General features: G+C 70.4%; 4 protein-coding genes. 2 read left to right on the forward strand and 2 right to left on the reverse strand.

The genetic code is table 11. The features are described 5' to 3' along the window. Window positions 1-131 precede the first annotated feature (131 nt). Together JAO81_RS20775 and JAO81_RS20780 are read right to left on the reverse strand one after the other, a co-directional pair. On the reverse strand, window positions 132-3,065 hold the full coding sequence (locus JAO81_RS20775; RefSeq protein WP_199549396.1) for an FAD-binding and (Fe-S)-binding domain-containing protein: 2,934 nt from the start codon (window positions 3,063-3,065) through the stop codon (window positions 132-134). 20 nt (window positions 3,066-3,085) lie between these two features. Beyond that, window positions 3,086-3,556, reverse strand: coding sequence for a MarR family winged helix-turn-helix transcriptional regulator (locus tag JAO81_RS20780; protein ID WP_199549397.1), 471 nt, complete (start codon window positions 3,554-3,556; stop codon window positions 3,086-3,088). Between the two features lie 94 nt (window positions 3,557-3,650). Here JAO81_RS20780 and JAO81_RS20785 point away from each other — a divergent pair, with 94 nt between their 5' ends. Then, window positions 3,651-5,510 (forward strand): ABC transporter ATP-binding protein, encoded by a 1,860-nt coding sequence (locus JAO81_RS20785; protein ID WP_199549398.1) that lies wholly within the window; start codon window positions 3,651-3,653, stop codon window positions 5,508-5,510. Between the two features lie 66 nt (window positions 5,511-5,576). After that, window positions 5,577-6,443: an endolytic transglycosylase MltG gene (gene mltG, locus JAO81_RS20790; RefSeq protein WP_199549399.1), complete on the forward strand. Its 867-nt coding sequence runs from the start codon at window positions 5,577-5,579 to the stop codon at window positions 6,441-6,443. Window positions 6,444-6,530: the final 87 nt, after the last annotated feature.

Below are 6,530 nucleotides of genomic sequence, written 5' to 3' on the forward strand. Positions count from 1 at the left end.
ACCAGCTGCCACCCCGGCTGGGCGCGCGACCCCCGGAACGGGGCGGCCCCCCCCCCCGGAAGGCCCCCCCGGACACGGAACCCGCCCCGGCCCGCAGATGCGGACCGGGGCGGCGTAAGTGCCGTGCGAGGTCAGGCGGTTGGCCGCGTGGCCCGCTCCAGCTCCATCAGTACCGAGTAGTACGAGCGCCCCGTGGCGTGATCCATGCCGACCTCGCACATGCGGTTGGCCGACAGATGCGCGTCGAAGTGGCGTGAGGTGACCATGGCCGCCTCGCGGGCGGTGGCCGACTCGGTGAGCTCCTTGTGCAGCATGCCGCGGTCACCGGCGAAGGCGCAGCAGCCCGCGTCGTCGGGGACGGCGACCTCGTGCGCACAGGCCTCGGCGACGGTCTTGAGCTGGGCGTCGTCGCCCAAGTGCCGCATGGAGCAGGTGGGATGGACCACCGCGGAGTCGACCTTGCGGTGCACGGTGAGGTGGGGGAGCAGTTCATCGGCGGCCCAAACGAGCGAGTCGACGATGGTCAGCTCGGCGTGCAACTGCCGGTTGGCGTCGCTGAGATACGGCACCACCTCGTGCGCGATGCCCAGCGTGCACGAGGACGCGTCGACGACCAGCGGCAGCCTTCCGCCGGCCGTCCAGCCCCAGGCCGCCTCGACGATGCGATTGGCCATCACGGCGTTGCCGTCGTCGTATCCCTTGGAGTGCCAGATCGTCGCGCAGCACGTTCCGGCCACGTCCGAAGGGATCCACACGGGCTTGCCCGCCCGCGCCGAGACGGCCACGACGGACTGCGCGAGCGACGGACCCTTGCGGTCCTCGGGACCGCCGAAGATGCGGTTCACGCAGGCCGGGTAGTAGACGGCGCTCGCTCCCGTACGGGAGGTGCGCGGCAGTTTGCGGGCGGCGGCGCCCGGGACCTCCGGCAGCCACTCGGGCACGAGGTCGGGGCGTACCGCCTTGCGCGCGACGCGGGTCACCGCGGTGAGCAGCTTGTCGCTGATCTTGTCAGCGGCGCCCACCGCGAGCCGCGCCGAGATCTCGACGGCCTTGAAGTTCTTGGCGGCAAGGGCCGCGATCCTCTCCTCGCGCGGCGAGTGCCGTGCGTGCCGGAACGACTTCATCATCATGCCGGTGTCGATCCCGACGGGGCAGGCCAGCTTGCAGGTCGAGTCCCCGGCGCAGGTGTCCACGGCGTCATAGCCGTACGCCTCGACGAGACCGTCCTCCACGGGCGAACCGGGGGGCTGGCGCATCATCTCCCGGCGCAGCACGATCCGTTGGCGCGGTGTGGTGGTCAAGTCGTGGCTGGGGCAGGTCGGTTCGCAGAAGCCGCACTCGATGCACGGGTCCGCGATCAGCTCGACCTTGGGGATCGTCTTCAGGCCGCGCAGATGTGCCTTCGGGTCGCGGTCCAGCACGATCCGGGGAGCGAGCACCCCGTCGGGATCGATGACCTGCTTGATCCGCCACATCAGCTCGGTGGCCTTCTCGCCCCACTCCAGCTCCAGGAACGGCGCGATGTTGCGGCCCGTGGCGTGCTCCGCCTTGAGCGAGCCGTCGAAGCGCTCGACGGTCAGCTTGCAGAACTCGTCCATGAACGCCGCGTACCGCTCCACGTCCGAAGGCTTCGCCGCGTCGAACGCGAGCAGGAAGTGCAGATTGCCGTGGGCCGCGTGCCCCGCGACCGCCGCGTCGAAGCCATGGCGGGTCTGGAGCTCGAGCAACGCGGTGCAGGCATCGGCGAGTTGCCCCGGCGGCACCGCGAAGTCCTCGGTGATCAGCGTTGTACCGGACGGACGCGAGCCGCCGACCGCCGTGACGAAGGCCTTGCGAGCTTTCCAGTAGCCCGCGATGGTCCCCGCGTCCCGGGTGAACTCATTGGTCACCGAGGCGACCGGCGCGACCAGTTCGAGCTCCGTCATCACCTGCGCCGCGGCCTTCTCGTACGCGGCCTGACGCTCCTCGTCCGGCGCGCGGAACTCGACGAGCAGCGCCGTGGTCTCCTTCGGCAGCCGAGCCCAGTCCTGCGGTACGCCCTGCACGCTCACCGAGGCCCGCAGCGTATTGCCGTCCATCAGCTCCACGGCGAGCGCGCCCGCCTGGTTGAACCGCTCCACCGCGGCGGCCGCGTCCCTGAGCGTCGGGAAGAACAGCAGCGCCGAGGAGACCCGCCGGTCCAGCGGCAGCGTGTCGAAGACGACCTCGGAGATGAACCCGAAGGTCCCCTCGGAGCCGACCATCAGGCCGCGCATGATCTCCACCGGCGTCGCACCGTCGAGGAAGGCGTCGAGCCGGTAGCCGTTGGTGTTCTTGATCTCGTACTTGGCGCGGATGCGCCGTACCAGCCCGGGATCCGCCTCGATCTCCCGCTTGATGGCCAACAGCCCTTCGCACAGCGCCGGTTCGGCATGCGCCAGCTGCTCGTCGGCGTCCGGTTCCGCGGTGTCCACGACGGTGCCGGACGGCAGCACGAAGGTCAGCGAGGCAAGGGTGCGATACGAGTTGCGCGTGGTGCCGGCCGTCATCCCGGACGCGTTGTTGGCGACGACGCCGCCGAGCGTGCACGCGATGGCGCTCGCCGGGTCCGGGCCGAGAACCCGCCCGTGCCGCGCGAGCGTGGCGTTGGCGCGCAGGACGGTGGTGCCGGGCTGGATCCGCGCCCGCTCGCCGTCGCCGAGCACCTCGATCCCGGCCCAGTGCTTGCGCACGTCGACGAGGATGTCCTCGCCCTGCGCCTGCCCGTTCAGCGAGGTGCCGGCCGCACGGAAGACCACCTGACGGCCCTTGCCGTGCGCGTACGAGAGCACGGCCGACACATCGTCGATGTCCTCGGCGACCACCACGACCTGGGGCACGAACCGGTAGGGACTCGCGTCGGAGGCGTAGCGCACGAGATCGGAGATGTTCCACAGCACCTTTTCCGACCCGAGCAGGTCGATCAGCTCGCCGCGCAGCGGTTCGGGTGTGCCGGTCGCCTGGCCGTCCTGCACCCGGTCGGGTGAGGGCTCGCCCCGGTCAAGGCGCGGGCGCAGCGCGTCGGGGTTCGGCTCCAGCAAGGGCATCGGGCTCTCCTCGGCGTCGGTCAGTGCCGCCCGGGTTCGTCCACCAGGGCGGAGAGAAGACCGCCGAACACCTCGCGCTGCTCGGCGGTCAATGGAGCCAGGATGTCCTGAGCGGCCGAACGGCGCGCGTCGCGCAGCGTCCGCAGCGCCTCGCGGCCGGTGTCGGTCAGCTCGATACGGATCACCCGGCGGTTCGCCGGATCGGGCGCGCGCCGGACGCAGCCGCCCGCCTCCAGGCCGTCGACGAGCGTGGTGATCGCCCGCGGCACAACCTCCATACGGGCCGCCAGGTCGGCCATCCGCGGCGGCTCGTCGTGATGCGCGAGGTGATGGGACAGGACGCGCAGGAGACGGGACTGGGCCGGGGTGATCCCGAGCCCGGACTCCTCGAGGAGGCGCTTGTTGACGCGGTGCATCCGGCGCGTGAGGCGGAGCAGTTGCTCGGCGAGGAGGCCATCGCGGTCCGTGGCCTGGTCGGTGCCCTGGGTCATACGGCGAGCCTATCAGGACTCCGCTCATTGTGAGTATAGGTAACAATGAGCTATCCTCTTCGGGTGATGTATATACCCCCGCCTTAGGAGGCACATGAAGCCCGCCCACACCGATCTCGAAAGCACCTGGTCCGCCCCGCCCCGCGATCCGGAGAAGCCGCGTGAGCTGCGCCGTATCGCCCGGCTCTTCCGCCCCTACCGTGGCCGGCTCGCAGTCGTCGCCCTGCTCGTAGCCGCCTCGTCCCTGGTCTCCGTGGCCACCCCGTTCCTGCTGAAGGAAATCCTCGACACCGCTCTTCCCGACGGCCGCACCGGGCTGCTCAGCCTGCTCGCCCTCGGCATGATCCTCGCGGCCGTCGTCGGCGGCGTCTTCGGTGTCCTGCAGACCCTGATCTCCACCACGGTCGGCCAGCGCGTCATGCACGACCTGCGCACCGCGGTGTACGGACGTCTGCAGCAGATGTCCCTGGCCTTCTTCACGCGCACCCGCACCGGAGAGGTGCAGTCGCGGATCGCCAACGACATCGGCGGCATGCAGGCCACCGTCACCTCCACCGCGACCTCGCTGGTGCAGAACTTCACGAGCGTGATCGCCACCGTCGTCGCGATGCTCGCGCTCGACTGGCGTCTCACCCTCGTCTCGCTGGTCCTGCTGCCCGTCTTCGTGATGATCAGCCGCAAGGTCGGCAACGAACGCAAGAAGATCACCACCAAGCGCCAGAAGCAGATGGCCGTGATGGCCGCCACCGTCACCGAATCGCTCTCGGTCAGCGGCATCCTGCTCGGCCGCACCATGGGCCGCTCCGACTCCCTGACCAAGTCTTTCGCGGACGAGTCCGAGCGCCTGATCGACCTCGAGGTCAGGTCCAGCATGGCCGGCCGCTGGCGCATGTCGACCATCGGGATCGTGATGGCCGCGCTGCCCGCGCTCCTCTACTGGGCGGCGGGCCTCGCGCAGCACATGGGCGGCCCCGCGGTCACGCTCGGCACCCTCGTCGCCTTCGTCTCGCTGCAGCAGGGCCTGTTCCGCCCCACCGTGAGCCTGCTGTCGACCGGCGTCCAGATCCAGACCTCGCTCGCCCTGTTCCAGCGCATCTTCGAGTACCTGGACCTGCCCATCGACATCCAGGAGCCCGAGAACCCGGTGCGCCTGGCGAAGGTCAAGGGTGAAGTCCGGTTCGAGAACGTCGAGTTCCGCTACGACGACGAGAGCGCGCCCATCCTCGACGCCATCGACGTCACCGTCCCGGCGGGCCGCAGTCTCGCGGTGGTCGGCCCGACCGGCTCCGGCAAGTCGACGCTCAGCTCCCTCGTACCGCGTCTGTACGACGTGACCGGCGGCCGCGTCACCATCGACGGAGTGGACGTTCGCGACCTCGACTTCGACACCCTCGCGGACGCGGTCGGCGTCGTCTCCCAGGAGACGTACCTCTTCCATGCCTCCGTCGCCGACAATCTCCGCTTCGCCAAGCCGGACGCGACCGAGGAGGAGCTTCACGAGGCGGCCAAGGCGGCGCAGATCCACGACCACATCGCGTCGCTGCCGGACGGCTACGACACGGTGGTCGGCGAGCGCGGCCACCGGTTCTCCGGCGGCGAGAAGCAGCGCCTGGCCATCGCCCGTACGATCCTGCGCGACCCGCCGGTCCTGATCCTCGACGAGGCCACCAGCGCGCTCGACACCCGGACCGAACACGCGGTCCAGGAAGCGATCGACGCCCTGTCCGCCAACCGCACCACGATCACCATCGCCCACCGTCTCTCCACGGTCCGCGCGGCCGACGAGATCGTCGTCCTCGACGCCGGCCGGGTGGCCGAACGCGGTACGCACGCCTCGCTCCTGGAGCAGGACGGGCGGTACGCGGCGCTGGTCCGCCGCGACGCGCAGCAGCCCGAAGCGGGTGCGGCCGCGCAGCAGCCGGTGAACGGGAAGCGGCTGGAACCGGTGGCCTGAGCCGGAGTGGGTACACGACCACGCCGAATGTCCGATTTATCGCTTTGTGCGGGTTACCGTGCCCGCATGCGCAACGACAGTGCCCCCCAGGGCAGGATCCGCCTCACCCGCAGAGGCAAGGTCGCTCTCGCCATGACCGGCGCCCTGCTCGCCGGCGCCGCGGCCGGCGTTCCCGTACTGCTCGACCGGCAGGAGCCGCGGCCGCAGGCCAAGACCCTGCTCGTGCCCGAAGGCTGGCGCACCTCGCAGGTGTACGAGGCGATCGACAAGGCACTCGAAGCGGCCCCCGGGACGACGAAGAAGTCCGCGCACACCATCGGTCTGAAACTGCCGGGGGAGGCGGCCGGCCACCCCGAGGGCTATCTGTTCCCCGCCACGTATCCGATCGGCGAGGACGCGACCCCCGCGTCCGTCCTCGCGTACATGGTCGACACCGCGAACCGCCGGTTCGGCGGGCCGAAGGTGAAGGGCGCGGCGGAAGGCCAGGCGGTCTCCGTCTACCAGGCGGTGACGATCGCGAGCATCGCGCAGGCAGAGGCGGAGACGAAGCAGGACATGGGCAAGGTGGCCCGGGTCGTCTACAACCGCATGAACCTCGGTATGCCGCTCCAGATGGACTCGACCATCAACTACGCGCTGAACCGCTCCACGGTGGACACCTCCATGACCGACACCCGGATCTCCAGCCCGTACAACACGTACGCCCGCACCGGCCTGCCGCCCACACCCATCGCCAACCCGGGCGACGACGCCCTCGCGGCGGCACTGAACCCGCCGCAGGGCGACTGGCTGTACTTCGTCACGGTCAAGCCGGGGGACACCCGCTTCACGGCGGACTACGCCGAACACCAGCGCAACGTCGAGGAGTTCAACGCGGCGCGGCAGGCGGAGAAGCAGACACAGGCGAAGAACGGTTCGGCAAGCGTCAGTTGACCGTCGCCGCAACCGGCCGGGACGCGGGCGCCGCCCGGTGGGGCCGCGGGGGGCGGGTCTCCCCCCCCCCCCCCCCCCCCCCCCCCG

It is taken from the genome of Streptomyces sp. N35 (assembly GCF_016464295.1).
Lineage (GTDB): Bacteria > Actinomycetota > Actinomycetes > Streptomycetales > Streptomycetaceae > Streptomyces.

Excerpts from the sequence above, each read along its gene's own strand:
- JAO81_RS20775 (WP_199549396.1), bottom strand. The coding sequence starts at position 3,065 with ATGCCCTTGCTGGAGCCGAACCCCGACGCGCTGCGCCCGCGCCTTGAC.
- JAO81_RS20780 (WP_199549397.1), bottom strand. The coding sequence starts at position 3,556 with ATGACCCAGGGCACCGACCAGGCCACGGACCGCGATGGCCTCCTCGCC.
- JAO81_RS20785 (WP_199549398.1), top strand. The coding sequence starts at position 3,651 with ATGAAGCCCGCCCACACCGATCTCGAAAGCACCTGGTCCGCCCCGCCC.
- mltG (WP_199549399.1), top strand. The coding sequence starts at position 5,577 with ATGCGCAACGACAGTGCCCCCCAGGGCAGGATCCGCCTCACCCGCAGA.